Genomic DNA, 18851 nt, shown 5'->3' with positions numbered 1-18851 from the left:
GGGCCGTTCGGCGGGCCAGACCAGGCGACCCAGCGGGCCTGACAAGTCAGCTCAGTGGGCCTGACCGGGCGGCTGTTGCCGCCTAACCGGAGCCAGGACTGCTGCCTCTTCCGCAGCGACCGGGCAGGTGCATGACGAGACAGAGCGAAGGCCGATTCCCCATTTCAAGTGGGGCATCGGCCTTCGCTCTGTCTTGCGCCGTCAGCACTTGCGACGTCAGCACTTGCGACGTCAATGACTGCGACATCGGTGTCGGCCGGAATCAGCCAACCGCTCAATGCCGAGCTCAGATGATTCGGCGAGCTCCGGAGAACTCATTGCCGGTGTCCCACGACTTCCAGTCGGTGACATAGACGTCTTTGGACGCGTTGGGCGAATGGATCATCTTGCCGTCGCCGACGTACATTCCGACGTGATGGACGGTGCCCGAGCTGGTCGAGAAGAACAGCAGATCGCCTGCTTTGAGGTCACCTTCGGAGACCTTCTTACCGGCGGTGGCCTGCTCTCCCGAGTCACGGGGAATGTCGATGCCATGGGCCCGGTAGATGCTGTAGGTGAAGCCCGAGCAGTCGAAGCCGTAGGGCGAGACTCCGGCCCACAGGTAACGCAATCCGTCGAACTGCTTCGCAGTCTTGACGAGGTCAGAGCCACTGGGCTTCGCTGGCTTGCCACCGGTGTCGTAGACGGCGACGTCGTCGAAGTCGATCCACGCTGCACCGCCACCGGGGAGCGCCACGCGCACATCATCGACGTCTTGGGCAATGAGCGGAAGATCGACGTTGAAGCTGACATCCGCACCGGTGTCCTTGGTGAACTCAATACCTTCGAGTTCACTCTTCTTCTTCGTCACGACCGCGCGGGGCTGGTCGTCCTTGAGCTGCCCGAATCGGTCGTTCTCGACAAGCTGCTTCTTCGGCACCCAGCCCGGGTAGCCCTTCTTGTTCTTGGACGTCGATTGATCCTTGACCGCAACCTTGGCCCAGTCGCCCTTGGTTTTGAGGACAGTGACTTCGGAACCGTATGCGGCTTGCGTCTCGACCTTGCCGGTCAGACCGCGTCGCACATCGGTCTTCTTGAGATTCTTGTTCCATTTGTCGAGGTCGACTGGATGGCCGAGGGCAGGCTTGTCGACCTTCCGGGGCGCTTTCGAATCGGTCCACAGGGTGGCGACAGTGACATCGACGTAGGCGGTTTCGCCCTTTTCGATCTTTCCGTCGGTGATCCGCTCAAGCTCCTGGCCCGGGACGACTGCAGCTGCCAAGTCCGTTGCAGATTCTTCATCGGTCGACGTCAGGTTGCTCGACAGCGCAGGAGCTCCTGCGCCGAATACAAGTCCGAGCCCAAGTGCCGCCGAAACAGCAATTTTGGTACGCATCATTTCTCTTTCGGTCTGCGGGTGTCACTCCCGCGTGGGGGAAGTCTCCGAACGTCATTCGGTATGCGTGCTCCGCCACCCATGGCATCGACCGGTATCGAAGTCTGTGGTCGACATCGATCGAACCCATGCGCATCGAAGCGCCGCACAGTGCCAATATTACCGCCCACTCGGAAGCAGACGACAATGTCGACACTGTGGCAGGATATCGCGATGCCACGTTGAAAAGAAGTGCCCTTGTCCCAATCGATACAGAGATGAGACTTCGGACGAGCATTGCAGCTGAAGGCGGCCTCCCAATTTCGGTGCGCCGCCTTCAGTTCTAGATCGGGTGTTCAGGCCAGGCCGCAGCTGTCAGCTCAGACCTGGTGCCTTCAGTTGAGGAGCTCAGCGGCCAGAAGCTCAAGCGATTGGATCCTCGCAGCGTCCTGGCGGAGACCTTCACCTTCCATTGCTCCTGCGACGGGCTGGATCATGATCTCGTCGACCTCGAAACGACTGGCGAGCTCTTCGAGCTGGGCTTTGGCGGATTTGGCGTCGCCGATGATCCAGTTCTCAGACATCTCTTCACCGACCATACGTTCCTGGTCGGTCCTGATTGATCGCACGTCATCGCCGGCCAAGCGCAAAGGTTCCATTCGTCCGCCGGTTCGCAGGCGAGACATCTGCAACAGGAACGGCTCGGAGCGCAGCTGCGCTTCTTCCTCAGTCGGCGAGACCACTGCATTGACCGTGACGAAGGTCTGCGGCTTGTCGCCGTACGCACCCGGGGTGAAGTTGTCACGATAGATCTTCATTCCGGTCGTGGCACCCGCCGCGAAGTGGTTGGCGAACACGTAGGGCATGCCGAGCTGGGCAGCTAGTCGGGCGGAGTAGCCGGATGAGCCGAGCAGCCACGGCAATGGCTGTGTTCCCGGCACGGCGGCAGGAGTCGCATGCAGGACGTGCTCACGGCCGCCATGGAGCGGAACGTGCAGACCTTCGGGCTTCATCAGGCTCAACGTGTCGATGACGTGCTGCGGGAATTGTTCGACGGGATCGACTGTTCGCCCCTCCCTATCGACCATTCGACCTTCGCCGAGGTGTCCCCTCATAGCCGCCGAGGTGATCGGATCGGTGCCGGGTGCCCGTCCGATCCCCAGGTCGATGCGGTCACCGTAGACCGCCGAGAGGAGGGAGAAGAGTTCCGCTACTGCCAGCGGAGCGTGGTTGGGCAGCATCACGCCGCCGGATCCGAGGCGAATGCGCTCGGTTCCCTGGCCGAGGTACATGAGTTCGGCGCCGGGCATCGTTGACGCGATCGATGGCATGTTGTGGTGTTCGGCAACCCAATAGCGGGTGTACCCCAGTTTGTCCGCGGACTGAATCAGTTCGTGGGAGGCAGCGAATGAATCTGAGGTGCTCTGTCCGACACGGACCGGCACAAGGTCAAGAATAGAAAGCTCCATAACCATGGCAACAGCTGTCTCAACAGCTTCATTCCTCATTCCCCACGTGACCTGGGACTGCACCGCTTGACCTTGCTCACGTCCTGGTGACCGCACCCCTGGCATATCTGGCGGAGACAGACATCAGACAGTGGCAGACTTCAGGCGACGCACACTTCTCCCCTGCCCCGCTAAGCCAGCACTAGTCGAAGAGAGTATCGGTGATCTCTTTTGCAATGAATCGTGCGTGCAAGATCGGGCGTCTGGCGGGATCGATCGTCGCAGGCGGCACCCATGCCGGGCGCCCATCCTTGAGCATCACGGTGTGCCAATCCGAATCGTCGATCAGGTGGTGATGGGATCCACATGCCAATGTCAGATTATTGACATCGGTCCTGCCTTCGTTCGCCCACGGAACTATATGGTGTGCATCGCACCATCCGGGTGGGGTGTCACAACCGGGGAATGTGCAGCCTTGGTCTCTGCTGGAGAGAATCGCCAATTGCTTCGAGGTGGCGAACCGTCTCTCGGTGGCAAGCTCCATACTCTTCGTCTTCTCTCCCATGAGGTGGAAGAACACCGAGCCGTTCAGTCCTTCGTAGGAGGCTGTTTGCATCGGAAATGATGCCTCTGCGTCGGTGACAGCACGACCAGACTGCTTCGCAAGGTCCTCAGCTTTCGCTGTGACCACGAGCGCGAAGGGCGCACCCGCCATCACTCGATTCATTTCGATCCGTCCGATCATTGTGGCGAACCGTTCATAGATCTTGTTCTTCACGCTCGGTTGGCGACCGGCCATAGCCACCGTCGAGCCGTCTTCCCTCACTCCATATCCGGGCGGAACGTCACGGTCATCAGTGGCGCGTTCATCCTTCGCCTCGCGCTGCCAGTCACCCATTTGATGGTCGAAGCCGAGCTCCAGCGAGGGGTCAACTGCGTCTGAGCGATCGCCTCGCAGAACCTGGCTGAATACGTCGACCACCTCTTGGTCCGCCGCCGAGATGCTTCCGGCGGAAATCGAGTCTGAGTCTGTGGCCGAATCTTGCTGCTGGTCAGAACTTGAAGTCTCTCTGTGGTCGGCTTTGATCCTCGATGTGAGGTGTCCGCTCATGATGCCGCCCGTTACGGGATCGAGGACTCCCTTCAGCGCCCAGGTTCCGTCTTTTCGCTGACGCAGGCTGACTGAGAGTTCATCACGCTTTGGGGCTTCATCTGGCAGCTCGCCATCCGGATCGAGCCAAGCGAGAATCTCGTTGAATAGCTGCTGGATGTCCTTCACACGCACAGTCGGAGCCTTTTCAACCAGGATTCTCTCCGCTTCGAACTGATCCTCCGGACTCACTCGAAGTGGCAAGTCTTTCAGGCAACCGATGATTGTGCTCGCCTGTGTTGATGAGAGCGATCCGCGTCGCAGGGCCTGGGACACCACAGGAAACTTCGGCCCGATTGACTGGCCGCTGAAATTGACCTGATTGCCCAGTTTCTCAGCCAGCTCAGATCGACGGTAGGCCTCTCTTTCGGAGATGTTGAGGCGGTTCTGGACCAGCGCCTTCGTCGACTTCGCCCCATAGTCTCGAGGGGTTCCCACCCGTTCGAAGACGGAGAGAGTCACGACTGAGAGTGATTCGACCAACCTGTTGACTGCCTCCAGCCCATCCAACACCGTTATCGCGTCGTCGGGACCCATCGGACGATTGAACGATTCGAGGTCACCGACGAGGGACCGAAGTCCGTGAACGCTGTTCGCAACTTCCGGAGCGATACGCTCCAAACTCACCCAGGCGTGCTCGTCAAGAAGAGGATGCTCCGGAGCAGAGGCGACATCTGAATCGGAGCCACCAAGCGGAGCAGAGTCGCAGTCGGCGGCGCCACCTCGAACCGAATCAGAGTCGGTCTCGCTCGTAAGCCTTGAACGGTTCGGAGATTCTCCGCCATTCGATTCATCCGTAGACTGCTGACCCAGGAAGACTGCCCAGTCGTCGTCTTCGCTATTTTCCGAGGTGTCCTCACTGGCACTGCGCTCGGCCTCAGCTTCCTCGGACTTCCTTTGCATCCACTCTTCTTTTTCAGCGTCGATCTCTGCTGCACGACGCTTGAGTTCGGCCTGCGCATCCGAATCATCAACGCTCGCCTCCCACGGGTTGCGGCCACTCCAACGGGCTCGTCGCTCAGCGTCTGTGAACTCATCGGCTCGTGCGGGATCGATCGACTCACGAACCTCGTAAGGCTCTGTCCACTCGGAGGATTCCGCAGATTTTGTCGATTCGGCTCGTTCCGCAGGCTCGGCAGGATGATACGCGTCGGCGAATTCGAAATCGTTCGGGGGCGGCATGGCTACGTCATCGAAGCGATCTGCCAATGGGTGACCATCAAGGTCGAAGCCTGCATCACGCAGAAGCTCTCGATAGGTGGGAGATCCCTGGCCCACCTCGTCTTCCCCACCAGGCACAGCGGGAGAGGCTGGTTCGCCATGCCCATTCTTCTTGTGTCGATTGCGGTCGGGGGTGAGCGTCATGATCTCGGAATCCGTTCGTCAACTGCCGTGTTGTCCGCTTGATTCCAATTTTACTCCCACCACAGACATCCCGTCTATAGTTGTGTTCTATTCTTTTGGGATCATCATCGGACTATTCGACGCCCTTCTGTAGTTTGATTCTTCAGATCTGGAATCAGAGCAGATGAGGCCATTGATCGACCGACCTTCCCGGTCACAACCCGACCCTGAAGCAACCTCGGCGAACTCATTTTCTGAGGTGGACGCGCTGCCCCTCCGGTCCGAAAAGGCTCAGATACTCGACGCCGGACGCCTCCGCGCTTCCGAACCATTGCGGGGTATGGGTGTCGAATTCAGCAGCTTCCCCCGCGTCCAGGGTCATCGATTTGTCACCCATAATCAGACTGAGCCTGCCTCTGATCACGTAGACCCATTCGAATCCGGGGTGCGTTTTCAGCGCGCCGAGCTTCGGCATCTGTTTGCCGTCGACGATGTACTTGAACGCTTGAACTCCGATGGAACCTCGGCTCAGCGGCAGGACGGTCTGACCATTGATCTTCTGTGGCGTGATGTGAATTCGCGGGTCTCCGATCGGCGGCGCTCCGACGAGCTCATCGAGTGGCAGCCCGTAGATGCCCGCCAAAGGAAGGAGCAGCTCCAGGCTGGGCTTCCGCTTTCCAGACTCCAGACGCGACAAGGTACTCAGTGACATCCCGACCAAATCGGCCACCTCCTCGAGGGTGCACCCCTGCTCCTGACGAAGATTTCGCAGGCGGGCGCCGACACCGGCGAGTGACTGCTGAATAGCCTCCTGTGGGCTGACCCCCTCAGATTTCGCACCGAGCTGACGAGTGCCCAGCGGCCCAGACCGGTCGCTCGCCCGTCTGCCTGTGTTCGATTCCTGCGATGCATCCTCAATCATGGATCACTACTGCCAGAATTTGCCAGTTCTGCAAACAGGCTTGCGCTTCGGCAGCTTGAAGGGTGAGACTGCAGAAGTACCCGCTTCCTCACCCCCGAGCCAAGGACTGCTATGTCAGAAACAGACCCCATTCCGCAGACTCAGCCGCACCCCTCACAGCAGCGTCAGCCAAACCTGCCCAGCCAGCAGAAGCTCATCGTCGAGGTGGCCATCATCGGCGGAGGCGCCGGTGGTCTGGCCGCATCGATCGCTTTGGCTCGCTCGCTTCGCAGCGTCATCGTCATCGACGCCGGTTCCCCACGCAACGCGGCGAGCGCTCACGCTCACAACGTCCTCGGCCATGAGGGCGTCAATCCGATCGACCTCCTATCCAAGGGGCGTCAGGAGGCCGAAGCATATGGAGTCCAGTTCATCGACGCCACAGTCCTCAGCGCCAATAATAGGACGCAGGCACCAGAGGCGCTTGGCTTCTTCCTCGAGACATCGGAGGGAATCTCCATCGAGGCGAAGCGAATCGTCATCGCGACCGGGCTCACCGACGTGCTCCCCGACATCCCGGGGCTGGCCGATGGGTGGGGCGAGACCGTCCTTCACTGCCCCTATTGCCACGGCTACGAGGTTCGCGGGCAGAATATCGGCATCATCGGCACTACCGCCATGTCATACCACCAGGCGATGATGTTCTCCCAGCTCAGCGACCGCGTGACCTTCCTGCGACACAATGCTCCGGCACCGGATGAGGCGCAGAGGAGAATGCTCGACTTGCTTGGCATCGCCTACGTCGACTCGGCAGTCGAAGCGGTGGAACGCACCGAGGCCGGCACCGTCGTCACGCTGCGCGACAACGACAGCGTGACTTTCGACGCTCTGGCCGTAGGGCCCTACTTCCGGGCGAACGGCGAGATCTTCGAGCAGCTCGGCGGCACCGTCGTCGACCATCCGACCGGCATGGGCTCGTCCATACCCGCCGAGGCGAACGGCGCCACAGATGTACCCGGAGTCTGGGCGGTGGGAAACAGCGCGGACATCTCGGCCATGGTGGTGGCGAGCGCGGCCAGCGGTGTCCTGGTCGGTGCGCAGGTCAACGCCGAACTCATCATGAGCTCAGTCTCGTAGCAATCACCCCCGGCCCGATTTCACGTGCCGAACACGGTCACTGCGAGACGACCTGGCCGTCGAGTCACCCGGCCGCCGAGGTGGCCCAACTGTCGAGACGACCTGGCCGTCGAGTCACCCGGCCGCCGAGGTGACCCTACCGTCGAGACGCCCCGGTCGTCGAGTTACCCGACCATCGAGGTGCCCAGGCCGCCGAGGCACCCGGCCACCGTGCCATCCGCCGTCGTGGGACGCCCCACTCCGGCGGGCTCAGGTCAGTGACTGGCCTTCACACAGAGGACAGGGCAGACGGCTTCGAGGATGACCCGTTGGATCGTCGACCCCAGGAGGAACTTCCCAACCGGTGTCCGCTTCCGGGTGCCGAGCACGATCAGCTGAGCCCCCACCTCGGCGGCGGCATCGAGAATCTGCTCTGCGGGGTCGTACTCGCTGCCACGCGTCAGCACCTGCGCCTGCACACCGGAGCGTGACAGGTAGTCCTGGACCGACTTGATCTCCCCCTCGCCGAGGCGGTAGGCATCGCTGCGATCGGATGAGCGGGAGGCGTTGACGACGACCAGGTCAAGGTTGTCCCTCTTCGCCTCTGCAATGCCCCTGTCAAGGGCCGCATGGCCTGCTGGATTGTTGACGTAGCCCACGACGACAGTCATTTTTCACCTTCACTTGTTGTCAGGATTGAACCTTTTCTCAGGATTGAACCTTCTGAGAGTACTGCGATCATGTGAGTTCCTCGGGATTGCGGAACTTGGTGCTCGCGCCCTTGACCGAGCGGTTCCACAGCCAGGTGATCGCCCAGAGGACGACGCCGATGCCGATCAGCGCCACCGCGATCTGGTACTGGATGAGGTCATCGAGTCGGGCCCACGGCCCGACGAGGAACAAGCAGGTGAAGACGCCCAGCCACGGCAGGAAGGTGGGGGCGCGGAAGTGCTTGTGCTCGACAGTCTTCTTGCGCAGCACGAGGACCGCGCAATTGACGACTGCGAAGACGGCCAGAAGCAGCAGCGACGTGGTTCCGCCCAGGGAGGCGATCACGGTCTCCGGCAGGAAGGTGGAGACGGCGATGATGAGAGCGAAGGCGATGAGGGTGGTGAAGAGGATCGACACCCAGGGTGAGCGGCGCCCCTTGAGAACCTTGGCGAACACCGGTGGCAGCACGTTCTGCTTCGACATCCCGTACAGCAGGCGGCTGGCCATGAGCATGTTGATCAGTGCCGTGTTCGCGACCGCGAACATGGTCAGGAACGGGAAGATCTCGTCGATCGGCAGGCCCGGGGCACCGGCTTCGAAGACTTCGAGCAACGGCGTCTTGCTCTCCTTGAGCACACCGATCGGTACGGCGGCGACGGCCACGATCGACACCAGCACGTAGATGATGCCGGTGATCGTCAGACCACTGAGCATGATCTTCGGGAAGACCTGTGGGTCCTTGGTCTCCTCGACCATGTTCACAGAATCTTCGAATCCGACCATCGAGAAGAACGCCAGCGAGGTGGCCGCGGTGACCGCCAGGAAGATGCTCTTGTCGTCGGCGGTCTCGAAGATCATCACCCGTGAGAAGTCGGCGCTGCCCGAACCGAGGGCGAAGAACCCGACGAGGATGACCAACAGCAGGCCGGTGAGCTCGATCGTGGTCAGGACCACGTTGAACCATACGCTCTCACTCACACCGCGGAGGTTGATCGCCGCGACAAGCGCGAGGAACCCGACCGCGATCCACATCGTGGCCGTGACAGGGAGATCCCAGCCGAAGCCGGCAGCCATGTTCTCCGCGAACACCGTCGACGCAGTTGACGCCGAGGTGATTCCGGAGCTGAGGACGGCGAAGGCGACGAGGAAGGTGACGAAGTGAACTCCGAACGCCTTGTGCGTGTAGAGCGCGGCACCAGCGGCGTGCGGGTACTTGGTGACGAGCTCCATGTAGGAGAATGCCGTGATCGCGGCGATGCTGAAGGCGAGGATGACCGGTACCCAGCCGGCACCTCCTACCTGACCGGCTACCTTCCCCGTCAGCGCGTAGACACCCGTGCCGAGGATGTCGCCGACGATGAAGAGAAGCAGAAGCTTGGGGCCCATGACCCGCTTCAGGGTCTCCGGCTGGCCCCCAGACCCCGGACTCGCCTCGGCGGTGCTGTTGCTAGTACTCACGATGGTTCCTCCATGTCGTCCGCGATCGCCGCGTCGGGATCACTGTTGTCTGCTGCGGACCACGTCGAGGAAGGCTGTCAGGAGCGCCTTCGCGTCCCTCCGGCTATCCTCGCCGCGCTCCTCGGCCTGTTCGAGGAGCGTGTCCTTATTGAACCCCAATTCTTGCAGTTTTTCCGCGTCCCAGCTGCGTATATTCTCGCCTGTCGACTCGGGATGGAATTGTGTACCCCACGCATTGCCGATCCGAAACGCCTGAAATCGGCAGGCTGTACTGGTCGCAAGCAGGGTTGCCTCATCCGGAAGGTCGACGATCCGGTCGACATGACTCTCGACGAAGGCCGCGCGTTTTCCGATGCTGGAGAATACCGGGTCCTGTGCCGCGTCCTCCGTCATGTCGATCCAGGTGTACCCCTTCTCCGGCGCTCCAGTCTGCGCCCGCACATCCCCGCCGATGACGTGGGCGATGAGCTGCCCGCCCAGACAGATGCCGAACTGCGGCAGATCCGTCTCCAGCGCATGCCGTGACAGTCGCGCCTCGGCTTTCAGCCAGGGCGCCCTATCGGTCTCATCGGGCATATATCCGCCGCCGAGCATGATCAGCCCGTCATAGCCGCTCAGAGCGCTGGGTTCCGGCAGTCGCGATACGCCGCCGATGCGCAGGTCGAACTCGATGTTCTCGCTGATCATCCACTGCGTGAGGAGTCCCGGCTGGGATTCGATGTGGTTGACGATGACGAGCAGCCTGGTCATGCTGATTCCCCCGCCGAGGTGGCCGTCCGACCCGTCCCTGCTGTACTCCCCGATCCCGCCGAGGTCCCCAGGAAGCGCGTGTAGGCGTCCTCGTGCGCTTCGAGGACCCGCATCGCATTGTCGAAGCCGAGCTTGTGCAGATCGGAGTCCGACCAGCCACGTGAACTCAGTTCCGAGAACAGGGCCGGGTACTGCCCGGCGTCGCCGAGGCCGGTCGGCAGCTCATCGACACCGCAGATGTCCCCGCCCAGGCCGATATGGTCGATACCGATCCGTTCGCGTACGTAATCGCAGTGATCGGCGACATCGGCCACGGTCACCTCGGGGGCGGTGCCGTTCTCCCCGGCATCGACCCATTCGCGGCGCGCGTTCGAGACGAAGGAGGGCACGAAGGTCATCATCGCCACTCCCCCGTTGCCGGGCACCCGGTCGAGGACGTCATCGGGGATGTTTCGCGGATGCGGGTTGAGACCGAACGCGCACGAGTGGCTGAAGATCACCGGCAGGGTGGTGATGTCCAGAGACTGGTGCATGACGCTGGGCGCGACGTGTGAGAGGTCGACGATCATGCCGATCCGGTTCATCTCCGCCACGACCTCACGGCCGAAGGAGCTTAAGCCACCGTGCTGCGGTTCGTCCGTGGCCGAATCCGCCCAGGAGTGCGTCGTCGACCACGTCAGGGTCATGTACCGGGATCCGGCGCGCGCATAGGAACGGAGCACGGCCAGTGACTCGTCGATCTGCTGCCCGCCTTCGACGCCCATCAGCGAGGCCACCTTTCCGGCCTCCCGGGCGGCGACCACCTCGGCGGCGGTGCGGGCGAACTGGAGCCGTTCCGGGTAGCTCGTGACGACGCGCTGCACTGCGTCGATCTGTTCCCACGTCGCCTTGATCGCATCCGCGCCGGTGATCGAGGAGTGGACGTAGACCGACCAGTACTGCGCCGCGACGCTGCCTTCCCGCAGCTGGTCCATTGTGGTGAAGGGCGAGACCTTGGGGTCGTTGAGGCCGTCCACGCTGTAGTCACGTTCCTCCCGCAGGTACCAGGCGAGGTCGTTGTGGCCGTCGAAGACGTCGTATGTCATGAGTGTGCTCCTTCAGTTCGGATGATCGTCGGTGGGTTGGGTGGAAAACTGTGCGGTCTCAGGTGCCGAATCACGCTCATCATCCGATGCCCGACATCAGCTGCGCCGACCACAGCCCGAGGAATGTCCCGGAAAACGTTCCGATGAGCGCGAAGAGCACGCCCACCGGCACCAGCTGACGGTTGAAAGCACCCGCGACCACCGGCGCCGAGGCGATTCCCCCGATGTTCGCGGTGCTGGCCACGGCAATACTGAACAGTTCGGTCTTCGTCAGCTTCGCATAGACGAGCATGATGACGATGTGGACGAGGAGCACGATCACGCCGGCGACCAGATAGATCGGGGCTTCGGCCAGCGAGGTGAAGTCGGATCCGGAGGCGATGATGCCGATGATGATGTAGAGCATGATGGTCGCGAGCTGGCTCGAGCCCGCTGCCCGTCCCCACCGGGTAGACCCGATGACCAGGCCCAGGATGCTCACGATGAGGATCGTCCAGGCCGAGGCATTGATCACCGTGCCCACCTCCGGGAGCAATTCGCCCGCCTTGGCTGCCAAGGCGGAGACGAGCAGGGAGAAGCCCAGCAGACCGATGATCGAGGACAGCGTCATCGGATTCTCCTTCTCGTCGGTGACCCGATCGGCGAAGTCGAACTTCGAGGTGTCTGCCTTCGTCCATCTGTTGAACTTATCGGAGACGGCGACCGAAGAGAAGATAAGGAGCAGCCAGAAGGAGTAGAGAACGGTGTCGACGATGAGCACATAGCCGAAGATGCCCTCCGGCGCCTCCAGAATATTCTGAACGGCGACCATATTGGCCGAACCGCCGGTCCATGACGCATTGAGCGCACCGAGGGCCTTCCACGATTCGGGAGCCAAAGCCGAATGCACGATCAGGTAGGCGACGATGAAGCCGACGATGATGCTCGCAGCCGTCACTACGAAGGTCAGCAGCAGTTTCGGTCCGAGCCGGATGATCTGTCGCACATCGCATTTGAACAGCAGGAGCAGGATCATCGCCGGCAGCAGCGCGTCCTGCAACCCGTCGCCGACGCCGTCTATCGCGTCGTGGTCGAACATGCCGACCGTGTTGAGCAGGGCCGCCACGATGTAGAGGAAGACGAACCCGGGGACATATTTGAATACTTTGAATTTCCCGCTGCGATCGGCGACGACGAGAATCGCCGAAATCGCCAGCAGCAGGCTGATGAATAGAAAACCGTCCGTAATCACAAACGACACTCCTTCAGGTGGATTGGACCGCGTCACGCTGCCCTCGGTCCATTCCACGAGGTGCAGGCGCAGTGCGCGGTGAAGCCATGTGCTGTTGTCGATTGGATCCGGTCCGGCGAGGGGGCCAGGCAATCTTGGTGGTCGAGGAGTCGAATCAGCCGAGGGGCGGGAGCTCTTGGTACTTCTTCGCCGCGTTGTTCACCGCGACGATGAGCGCCTTCTGGGAGGACCCGTGGTATCTGGCTGTGATCGAATCCGTGAGTCGACCGGTGTCCCTGATGTCTGCGTCGATGAACAGGCCCCTGATGAACTTCCTTGTCAGGGCCAACGTCGCCGAGCAGTCGACATCGAGGACTCGATGTGTCTCCGCCTCGATCTCGAAGGCGATGTAGAACAATCCGTACTGTGCCATGATCGGGTTGTTCGACGGTGCTTTCGCTTCGCCTGTGACGTAGATCGAGGAGGTCATAGGACATCAACGATACTCGAGGAACGGCGTGTGAGAGTGCGTATTCCTGAGCCGATTGAATGCTGATCGACGTCCGGAACGTCAGAGGAATCGGTGGATGGCGTCGCCGGCTTCGCGCATGATCGGCATGACGTCGACGACCCGGTCCGTGTCCTTCTCCCAGTTGGCGAACACGGCGTAGGCCACCCGCCGAGTCGGTGTCATGGCGATTCCGGCGTCGGCCCGGATCGTCCCGTTCGTGCCGGTCTTGTTCCAGACCCACACGTCGCGCTGATAGTTGTAGTGGGCCAGAGGATCGAGATCGAACGCCGAGGCGACCATCGAGGTGTCCGCGCCGGCGCCCAACCAGCGCCGGAAGATCTCGTTCGTCGACTCATCCCAGAACTCGTCCTTCGCGTGCCGGGCCATGAAGTCGCTGAGCTCGGCCGCGGTGCCCGTCGACAGTGTTCGCGGCGCCCTGGCCGGTCGCGGCCAGCGGAGGAAGTCATGGAGGCCGGAGCTCCTGTATCCCAGATCCTCGACCTGGCGGGCGACGTTCTCGAGGCCGATGCGACGAATGAGCACATTGGTCGCGAAGTTGTCGCTGAACGCCCCGACGAGCACGGCCACGTCATAGACGCTCAGTTCGTCCTGCTCCATCAGATACCAGATGCCCGACTCGTCGACGCGCTCCGAGGGTCTGCGCGACAGACGCTCGGACAGGTTGAGATTGCCGTTGACGTGCATCTGCAGGGCCGTATGCAGGAGGAAAACCTTGCCCATGCTGGCGGTGTCGAGTTCATCGTTCTCGTTGTGGGCGAACACGCGTTCGCCGCTGTCGAAGTCGAAGGCCAGGGCGCTGAAGCGCACTCCCGGCAGTCTGTCGAAGTCCACGTCGCCCATGTTCGACGCCGCAGCCATGTTCGACGCCGTCCCCGTGTTCATGTCCCCACTCATCGTCATGTGTTCCGTCATCGTGCGAATTCCTCTTCTCCATCGACATCTTTCAGCATCACAGTCCCCTCACGCCCCGTCCACCCACATTCGCGGTCGACCCTGGGCCGGAGCCTCGAGTGTGACGGCGACTCCCAACGGAGTGCTCGGCGCATCCGGGTCATGCCCGAAGCCCATCTCGCTCACGATCGGTATTCCCGCCTCGCCGAGGTAGTCCATGACCAACGACTCGACCTCGTCGATCTCGGCGCAGTCCTGCCAGGATCCCAGCACCACTGCGTCCGCCGAGCCGAACCAGCCGCCGCGGACCAGCTGCACGAGCAGGTTGTCGAGTCGGTAGAGTTCCTCGTCGACGTCCTCGAGCATGAGGATCGAGGGTCCGCTGCGTTCACGCAGCTCACGCACCCCGGCCAGTTCCGGACTGCCCATCCCGGCCGCGACCAGACTGAGGTTTCCCCCGCCGAGGCGGCCCTTCGCCGTCCCCGGAACCAAGGTTCGCGCCCGGCTGAGCGGGCGAGGGGACGCAGAGCCCGCGTCTGGGGACGCCGAGCCCACGGCTAGGGGCGCCGCCCTCTCGCCTGCCCGCGATTCCCCCGCGGGGAACCCGAGTTCGCGGCCACCCCAGGGTGCGAACAGCCAGCTGGCCACCTCGGCGGGCACGACCGTGGAGTTCTTGAATGGATCGTTGCCGACCATCGGGCAGAACAGCGTCGCCACCGACAGGTGGTGGACCCAGGCCTGGTGCAGCGCTGTGATGTCCGAAGAGCCGGTCAGCAGCTTGGGGCGCCCGTCCGGACGCAGCGCGTGGGTGCGCATGTGGTCGAAGTCGATGCCGTCGAGCAGCCGCATCGCCCCGAATCCCCCGCGCAGAGCGATGACCGCTGCGGCGTTCGGATCGCACCAGGCCTCGACGAGGTCAGTTCGGCGCTGCTCGTCGGTTCCCGCCAGATACTTCACGCGTGGGTGACGAGCGCGGACGTTGTCACCGACGACTACGTGCAGCCCCCAGGATTCGAGCTGCGCGATCGCCCGCAGCAGGGAATCCTCGTCTGTGGGTCCCGAGGGCGCGATGAGGTGGACAGTGTCGTCGGCCTGCAGCGGCGCGGTGCCCAGGTACGGGCTCGTGCTCGAGTTCGGCTGAGCGTCGGAAGGGGTGGAGCTATGCATGCTTGACCAGACTCTGACTTCCCAATCGGGGAACTGCAGCGAGGAGTTCCTGCGTGTATGCGTGCTGCGGGTTCGCCAGCACGGTGTCGACATCGCCGTACTCGACGATCTCGCCCTTCTTCATCACGGCCACTGTATCGGCGATGTTCCACGCCAGTCCGAGGTCGTGGGTGATGATCAGGGCGCTCATCCCCAGGTTCTTCTTCAGCGCCAGGAACAGGGAGAGGATCTCTCCGCGCACGGAGGCGTCGAGGGAGGCGACGGGTTCATCGGCGATGAGCACCTGTGGGTCCAGCGCCAGCGCTCCGGCGATGACGACCCTCTGCCTCTGTCCACCGGAGAGCTCCTGCGGGATCGACTCGAGGTAGTCGGCCGCGGGAGTCAGCTCGGCGGCTTCCAGCGCCCCGATGACTCGCGCGTATTCGTTGTCGGTGATCTTCTGCACGCGCAGGCCCTCGACCACCGCTTCGTAGACGCTGCGCTTCGGGTTGAGCGAGCCCGAGGGGTCTTGGAGGATCATCTGCACCTGTCGACGGAAGGTCCGCAGTGCCTTCGCCTTCTTCGGCAGGGCCTTGCCAGCGAACTCCATCTGCGAGCCCGAATCCACCTCCTGCAGGCCGAGCAGAGACCTGGCCAGGGTCGTCTTGCCCGACCCGGACTGGCCGACGACGGCGAGGATCTCGGCCTTGTGCAGCGCCAGATCGACGTCGCGCACGGCCCGTTCCCTGCCCTGCCGGGTGTCGAAGGAGACGTTGAGGTTCTTGGCCTCGAGGACCACCTCGTCGGTCATCGTGAACGGTTCGGCCCGGCGCACCTCGGCGGGCTTGAGGGTTCGGGGATTCATCCGCGACTCGGCGTCTCCGATCTGCGGGAACGCACCGGCCAGCTGCTTCGTATAGTCCTCCTGCGGCGACAGGCACACCTGGTCGCTGGGACCGTACTCTACGAGCCTGCCGTAGCGCATGATCGCGAGGTTCTCACACACTGCGGAGAGCACGGCGAGGTCGTGGCTGATCATGAGCAGCGAGATCCCGCGTTCGGCGACCAGCTTCGCCAGGCCCACGAGAATCTGCTTCTGCACGATGACGTCGAGGGCGGTGGTCGGTTCGTCGGCGATGATGATGTCCGGTTCGCAGGCCAGGGCCATAGCGATCATGATCCGCTGCTTCTGCCCACCGGAGAGTTCATGCGGATACGCCACGGCCTTGCTCGGATCGAGGTCGACCTCCTCGAGGAGTTCGAACATCCGGTCTCGTCGTTTGGCCGGTGTCGTCCAGGTGCCCTTCGCGTGGTGTTCGAGGGCCTCGACGATCTGTCCGCCCACCTCGCGCACGGGGTTGAGCGAGTGCAGAGCGCCCTGGAAGACGATCGAGGCCTGCGCCCAGCGCACCGCCCGGATCTGGCCGAAGCTGAGATCCCTGATGTCCTTCCCGCCGAGACTGACCTGCCCGTCGATCTGCGCGGACTTGGGCAGCAGGCGCAGGACCGACATGATCAACGTGGACTTGCCCGAGCCGGACTCCCCGGCGATGCCGAGAGTGGCACCGGTGGGCAGGTCGAGGCTGATGTCGCTGACGGCGGTGACGTCGCCGCGGGCCGAAGCCGAACGGTAGGTGATCGAGACCTTGTCAAAGCTGAGGTCGGTCATCAGCGGCTCCTCAGGGCTGGGTTGATGATGGCTTCGAACGCACGCCCGACCATCGTGAAGGCGAGCACCACGAGCAGGATCGCGATGCCGGGTGTGAGCACGTACCACCAGTAGCCCGAGGTCGCGGCGGAGATGTCCATCGAGTTCTTCAGGATCGTTCCCCACGACTCTTTGCTCGTGTCCCCCAGACCCAGGAAGGACAGGGTCGATTCGGCGATGATCGCGCTGCCCACCGTCAGGGTCGTGTTCGCCAGCACCAGCGGCATCACTGCGGGCAGCATGTGTTTGAACAGGATGTGCCTATGTCCGGCGCCGAGGATGCGCGCCCTTTCGATGTAGAGCCGAGACTCAACGCTCAAGGTCTGGGAGCGCACGATGCGTGCCGTCGATGCCCAGGAGGTCAGGCCGATCGCGATGACGATCGTGAAGACGCCCCGTTCGAGGACGGAGGAGAGGACGATCGCCAGCAGCAGGGAGGGCAGGACGATGAAGAAGTCGATGATGCGCATGACGATCGCGCCGAAGAGTCCGGAGAAGTGTCCGGCTGCCAGACCCATCACGGTGCCGATGACCATCGACATCACTGTGGCGGCAACGCCGACGAGGATGGACACTCGGGCGCCCCAGAGGATGCGGACCCAGAGTTCGCGGCCCAGATCGTCGGTGCCCAGCGGATGGGCGAGACTCGGCGGGGCGTAGCGGGGCACGTCGAGCTGCTTCGTCACATCGAGCATCGAGGCGGGGGCGATGAGTGGGGCGAAGATCGCGATGAGGACGAAGAAGACGAGCACGATCGCGCCGACCATCGCGGGGATGTCGGAGCGGAACAGGGACCAGTTCTTCTTGGCGTTGGTCAGTCGGCGTTCACGGACGAGCTTCGCGCCGTCGATGACGGGAGCGTTCGCCGAGGTGGTGCTTGGGGTCGGTTCGGGAGCGTTCGCCTCGGCGGTGGTGTCGTTCTTGCTCATCAGGCCCTCCTGACTCGTGGATCCAGGAACCGGTAGACGATGTCGGCCGCCAGATTCATGACGATGATGATGGCCGAGAACACGACGAAGGTGCCCTGCAGCAGCGGCAGATCCGGTCCGCTGATCGCTTCGAACGTCAGCTTGCCCAGGCCCGGCCAGGAGAATACGGCCTCGACGGTGACCGCACCGGCGATGAGTCCGCCGATGTGCATGAACACGACCGTGACCGTGGGCAGCAGTGCGTTGGGTACGGCATGCTTCTTGCGCACCTCGTCCTCGGTCAGGCCCTTGGCCCGGGCGGTGGTCAGATAGTCCTCACTCATCTCTTCGATAAGGGAGGCGCGCATGACCATGAGGAACTGTGCGTAGACGACGGCCACCATGGTGATGACCGGCAGGATCAGGTGCTTGATGATGTCGACGATGCCGGCGAATGACCACGGGTCCAGTCCGGGCGTGATCATGCCGCCGGTGGGCAGCCACTGCAGGGTGCCGCCGAAGATCATGAGGAGGATGAGACCCAGCCAGAAGGTGGGCACCGACCAGAACACGAGCGAGGTTGAGGAGGCGATCTTGTCGAAGAGTGAATTGCGGCGCCAAGCCGAGAGCTGGCCCAGCCACAGGCCCAGTCCGATGGCGATGACGGCGGCGGCGGCAGTGAGCAGGAGCGTGGGTCCCAAGTACTCGCCGATGAGCGCGGCGACGGGTTTGCGGTAGACGTAGCTTTCGCCGAAGTCGCCGGTGAAGATGCCGACCAGGTAGTCCCAGAATTGGACGATGACCGGTTTGTCGAGACCGTACTGGCTGCGCAGCTCGGCGATCTGTGCCGGGCTCATCGGGCGTTCCTTGGCGATCTTGAGGACCGGATCGCCGGGCAGCATGCGGAAGGCGAAGAAGCCGAGGACGATGACAAGGATCATCGAGGTCAGGGCACCGCCGAGTTTGCGCAGGAGATAGCTGACAAACGAGGCACCCTTCGGCGGTTCGTCCATGTCGCGGCTGGGACCTCCGGAGATGCCGGAGCCTCCTGATTCGGGGCCGCCCGCGGGGGTGGGGAGGTCGTGCGTCGGTGTTGTCACTGGGAAACTCCTGGTGTCACTGGGGATGCAGGTGGTGCA

At 62.7% G+C, this 18851-nt stretch carries 16 protein-coding genes; 1 reads left to right on the top strand and 15 read right to left on the bottom strand.

The genetic code is table 11. The features are described from left to right. Window positions 1–286: 286 nt before the first annotated feature. The 4 genes from JFC13_RS05320 to JFC13_RS05305 form a co-directional block, all read right to left on the bottom strand. Window positions 287–1378: a C40 family peptidase gene (locus JFC13_RS05320; protein ID WP_232488200.1), complete on the bottom strand. Its 1092-nt coding sequence runs from the start codon at window positions 1376–1378 to the stop codon at window positions 287–289. A 371-nt stretch (window positions 1379–1749) separates the two neighbouring features. Next, complete coding sequence (locus JFC13_RS05315) at window positions 1750–2829, bottom strand: LLM class flavin-dependent oxidoreductase (protein ID WP_198396103.1); 1080 nt, start codon at window positions 2827–2829, stop codon at window positions 1750–1752. Between the two features lie 175 nt (window positions 2830–3004). Continuing rightward, on the bottom strand, window positions 3005–5317 hold the full coding sequence (locus JFC13_RS05310; protein ID WP_198396040.1) for an HNH endonuclease signature motif containing protein: 2313 nt from the start codon (window positions 5315–5317) through the stop codon (window positions 3005–3007). Window positions 5318–5543: 226 nt separating this feature from the next. Continuing rightward, entirely contained in the window at window positions 5544–6218 is a 675-nt protein-coding gene (locus JFC13_RS05305; protein WP_198396039.1) for a helix-turn-helix domain-containing protein, read from the bottom strand. 111 nt (window positions 6219–6329) lie between these two features. On the opposite strand from JFC13_RS05305, the gene JFC13_RS05300 reads away from it, so the two are divergent. Then, on the top strand, window positions 6330–7334 hold the full coding sequence (locus tag JFC13_RS05300; protein WP_198396038.1) for an NAD(P)/FAD-dependent oxidoreductase: 1005 nt from the start codon (window positions 6330–6332) through the stop codon (window positions 7332–7334). A 254-nt stretch (window positions 7335–7588) separates the two neighbouring features. Here the strand turns inward: JFC13_RS05300 and JFC13_RS05295 are convergent, their stop codons facing one another. From JFC13_RS05295 to JFC13_RS05245, 11 genes are all read right to left on the bottom strand, one after another. Further along, entirely contained in the window at window positions 7589–7984 is a 396-nt protein-coding gene (locus tag JFC13_RS05295; protein WP_198396037.1) for a universal stress protein, read from the bottom strand. A gap of 67 nt (window positions 7985–8051) precedes the next feature. Beyond that, window positions 8052–9482, bottom strand: a complete 1431-nt coding sequence (locus JFC13_RS05290; RefSeq protein WP_198396036.1) for an APC family permease — start codon at window positions 9480–9482, stop codon at window positions 8052–8054. Window positions 9483–9521: 39 nt separating this feature from the next. Next, the gene (locus JFC13_RS05285; protein WP_198396035.1) at window positions 9522–10232 is read right to left on the bottom strand and encodes a type 1 glutamine amidotransferase; all 711 of its coding nucleotides are present in this window, start codon (window positions 10230–10232) and stop codon (window positions 9522–9524) included. Further along, window positions 10229–11317 (bottom strand): dipeptidase, encoded by a 1089-nt coding sequence (locus JFC13_RS05280; protein ID WP_232488199.1) that lies wholly within the window; start codon window positions 11315–11317, stop codon window positions 10229–10231. The genes JFC13_RS05285 and JFC13_RS05280 overlap by 4 nt, the downstream gene beginning before the upstream one ends. 79 nt (window positions 11318–11396) lie before the next feature. Beyond that, window positions 11397–12548: a DUF819 family protein gene (locus tag JFC13_RS05275; RefSeq protein ID WP_198396034.1), complete on the bottom strand. Its 1152-nt coding sequence runs from the start codon at window positions 12546–12548 to the stop codon at window positions 11397–11399. A 154-nt stretch (window positions 12549–12702) separates the two neighbouring features. Beyond that, a complete protein-coding gene (locus JFC13_RS05270) occupies window positions 12703–13017 on the bottom strand; it encodes a DUF3870 domain-containing protein (RefSeq protein ID WP_198396033.1) in 315 nt (104 codons plus the stop codon). Between the two features lie 81 nt (window positions 13018–13098). Next, the gene (locus tag JFC13_RS05265; protein ID WP_232488198.1) at window positions 13099–13971 is read right to left on the bottom strand and encodes a serine hydrolase; all 873 of its coding nucleotides are present in this window, start codon (window positions 13969–13971) and stop codon (window positions 13099–13101) included. 48 nt (window positions 13972–14019) lie between these two features. Further along, entirely contained in the window at window positions 14020–15117 is a 1098-nt protein-coding gene (locus tag JFC13_RS05260; protein WP_198396032.1) for a S66 peptidase family protein, read from the bottom strand. After that, window positions 15110–16765, bottom strand: a complete 1656-nt coding sequence (locus JFC13_RS05255) for an ATP-binding cassette domain-containing protein (protein WP_198396031.1) — start codon at window positions 16763–16765, stop codon at window positions 15110–15112. Before JFC13_RS05255 ends, JFC13_RS05260 begins: the two co-directional genes overlap by 8 nt. Further along, window positions 16765–17733 carry an ABC transporter permease gene (locus tag JFC13_RS05250; protein WP_232488197.1) on the bottom strand — a complete coding sequence of 323 codons (969 nt, stop codon included), beginning with the start codon at window positions 17731–17733 and terminating at the stop codon, window positions 16765–16767. The genes JFC13_RS05255 and JFC13_RS05250 overlap by 1 nt, the downstream gene beginning before the upstream one ends. Then, window positions 17733–18812, bottom strand: coding sequence for an ABC transporter permease (locus JFC13_RS05245; protein ID WP_198396030.1), 1080 nt, complete (start codon window positions 18810–18812; stop codon window positions 17733–17735). Before JFC13_RS05245 ends, JFC13_RS05250 begins: the two co-directional genes overlap by 1 nt. Between the last annotated feature and the right edge of the window lie 39 nt (window positions 18813–18851).

Origin of the sequence: Brevibacterium antiquum, assembly GCF_016107655.1 — a bacterium.
Classification (GTDB): Bacteria; Actinomycetota; Actinomycetes; order Actinomycetales; family Brevibacteriaceae; genus Brevibacterium; species Brevibacterium antiquum.
The sequence above is the reverse complement of the archived record's forward strand: the minus strand, read 5'-3'. Positions and strand labels throughout refer to the sequence as shown.